Source organism: Hoeflea sp. (assembly GCF_984452065.1).
Genome location: NZ_CFHWAF010000243.1, coordinates 1 through 2,777, shown reverse-complemented (window position 1 = coordinate 2,777; position 2,777 = coordinate 1). Strand labels below are relative to the sequence as shown.

General features: G+C 61.8%; 4 protein-coding genes. All 4 read right to left on the bottom strand.

Annotated features, from left to right (window positions below; all coding sequences use genetic code 11):
- Positions 1–10: 10 nt before the first annotated feature.
- Entirely contained in the window at positions 11–745 is a 735-nt protein-coding gene (locus AC5E6N_RS23975; RefSeq protein ID WP_491750168.1) for a proteasome-type protease, read from the bottom strand.
- A 9-nt stretch (positions 746–754) separates the two neighbouring features.
- Complete coding sequence (locus AC5E6N_RS23970; RefSeq protein WP_491750167.1) at positions 755–1,564, bottom strand: transglutaminase domain-containing protein; 810 nt, start codon at positions 1,562–1,564, stop codon at positions 755–757.
- Between the two features lie 12 nt (positions 1,565–1,576).
- Positions 1,577–2,500: an alpha-E domain-containing protein gene (locus tag AC5E6N_RS23965; protein ID WP_491750166.1), complete on the bottom strand. Its 924-nt coding sequence runs from the start codon at positions 2,498–2,500 to the stop codon at positions 1,577–1,579.
- Positions 2,501–2,504: 4 nt separating this feature from the next.
- The coding region (locus tag AC5E6N_RS23960) for a circularly permuted type 2 ATP-grasp protein (RefSeq protein ID WP_491750165.1) at positions 2,505–2,777 on the bottom strand (273 nt) is incomplete at its 5' end.

Here is a 2,777-nt window from a genome sequence, read left to right as displayed (position 1 = left end):
AGACCTGTCTTCAGAAAACGTGCGGCAGTTTGTGAAACGCCGAATTCAGGGCTTTTGACCAGGCCTCGGAGAGACGCCCGAAATCCTTGTCGTCCGGCTCGATACGCCTGCGTTCGGTGATCTTGAGCGCGTCGGCCTCAACAATCGCAAGGTCCAGCGGCATGCCGACCGACAGGTTGCTTCGCAAGGTTGAATCCATCGACACGCATGCTGCAAGTTTCGCTTTCTCAAGCGGGGTCCCGGGTGTGATGACGCGGTCGAGGATGGGCTTGCCGTATTTGTGCTCGCCGATCTGTAAAAACGGCGTGTCCCGGGTCGCCTCGATGAAATTGCCGGCGGAATAGACAAGGAAAAGCCTGATCGAGCCGCCCTTGCGCTGACCGGCAACCAGCATGGAGGCATCAAAGGAAGCGCCCTGCGCCTCCATTCCCTCGCGATGGCGTTCCTGAACATCGCGCATCGTCTCGCCGACGATCTGCGCGACACGAAAGAGGCTGTCGGCGCTCAGGATCGTTTCGCACTCCGGATCGGTCGCGGCGGTTTCGATGCGCTTTTCGATGTGCGTTATCACCCCTTGCGTGATCGACAGATTGCCGGCCGTCATCAGCACGATGGCCCGCTCGCCCGGCACCTCCCAGGCATGCATCTTTCCATAGCGCGAGATATTGTCGAGACCGGCATTGGTTCGCGTATCGGACAACAGAACCAGACCGGCATCCAGCTTGATGGCAACACAATATGTCAACGGGTCTTCCTATTGCTGCTGGTTTTCGGAAACCGCGACATCAGCTGTCAGTGTTATCCGCGATCCCCCGACGACATGGCCTTTTATCGGAGTCGCATCGTCGGCGTCCAGCCCGCAGGCTATGCGGATATAGTGGTCCGTCGGCGAAATGCCGTTTGAGGGATCAAGGCCCACCCAGCCGAAGTTCCTGATATGGGTTTCGGCCCAGGCGTGGGTTTCCACAAGTTCGTCTTCATCCTCCGCAGCCTTCAGATAGCCGGTCACATAACGGGCGGGCATGCCGAGCGAGCGGCAGGCGGCGATAAGAATGTGCGCGTGGTCCTGACACACGCCCGCGCCGATCGCCATGGCCTCGGCCGCGGTGGTATGGCTGCCGGTGGCCTCCGGCCGATAATCGACCGCATCGCGTATTGCCAAAGAGAGCGCATGGGCCGTCTTGAGTTCATCATCCTCGCGCGTCGTCTCCGCCAGCGCGCGGATGGCGTCGTCCGCACGGGTCAGAGGCGTCGACCGCATGAAGATCGACGATGGCGGCTTGCGCGGCAGGTCCCTTACGACTCCGTTCTGGTCCTCGGTGGAAATGAGCCCCTCGGCAAGCACGCCGACTTTCGACACTTCGTCGATGCTTTGCCACAGGCCTGCCTGGTCACCATAGCCGGTGATGTAAATCGGCTCGACCGGATCGCCATTGACCGTCACGGTCCAGTTTTCCACCGCCTGGCCGTCGAAGACCGACGGATAGACCTTGAGCCGGAGCGAGACCCGGACCGCGGCCGGTTCATAGGTGTACTCGGACCTGTGTCTGACGGCGAGCCGCATCACAACGCCCGCTCAGAAATGGTAGGCATCCGACACCTCCTTGCTGATGCGCGCCGTCTTGGCGATCTGATCATTGATGAACTCGTGCAGCCCGTCGCTGAATACGGCATTGATGTCCAGCCGGTTCAAACGGTTCAATTCAGCCCGGGCGGTACGCTGGCAATTATGCGCGCCGCCATGGTTCTTCTCCAGCTTCGACAGGCAGCCGTCGATCTGCGCATAGCTGAAGGCGACCGAACGCGGAAAGGCCTGATTGAGAAGCAGGAAATCCGCAATGTTCCAGGGAGCGTAGTCGCCGCCGTAATTATGATGATAGGCGCGCAGACCGGAGACGGCATTGAGCACCGACATCCACTGGTGATGGTCGCGCCCGCCGCCGACGACCTCCGTCTCCGGCAGCAGCAGGAAATACTTCACGTTCAGGAGGCGCAGGGTCATATCCGCGCGCTCGATATTGCTGCCGAGGCGCAGGAAAAAATAGCCCTCGGTGCGCAGCATCGCCGTCTCGACGGCGCCGCGGAATATGGCCGCCCTGGTGCGCACCCATTCAAGGACGAGCACAAGCTGTCGGCGCGCCGCCTGGGTATCCATCGATTCCAGATAGCGCCAATCCTCGTTGAGGCTCTCCCACATCTCCTGCGTGAGTGCCGTGCGGACGGCCCGGCCGTTCTCCCGCGCCCTGGAAAGGCAGCCCTGTATGGCGGAGGGGCTTTGCGGGTCGAGGATCAGCCGCGCGACGATATCGGATTGCGTGATCGCCCGCCCCTTGGGCGGCGGCGTGCCCGTCGCCTGCATGAGCGACGTCCATTCCGATTGGCCCTGCGTACCCGGCAGCATGGCCATGCGCTGGCCCATGGAGATCATTCGCGCCGTCGCCTCGGCCCGCTCCATGTAGCGGCCAAGCCAGAACAGATTTTCGGCGGCGCGGCTCAACATGGCGTTATTCCCTCAGGACCCAGGTGTCCTTGACGCCGCCGCCCTGGCTGGAATTGACCACCAGCGATCCTTCCTTCAGCGCCACCCGCGTCAGGCCGCCGGGCACAAGACGTATGTTCTTTCCGACAAGGCAAAAGGGCCTGAAATCGACGTGACGTCCGCACAGATTGCCCTCGTTCAGCGTCGGCGCAGTCGAAAGATCCAGCGTCGGCTGGGCGATGAACTCCGCAGGGTCCGCGACGATGCGCTTGCGGTATTGCTCGATCTCCTTCTTCGT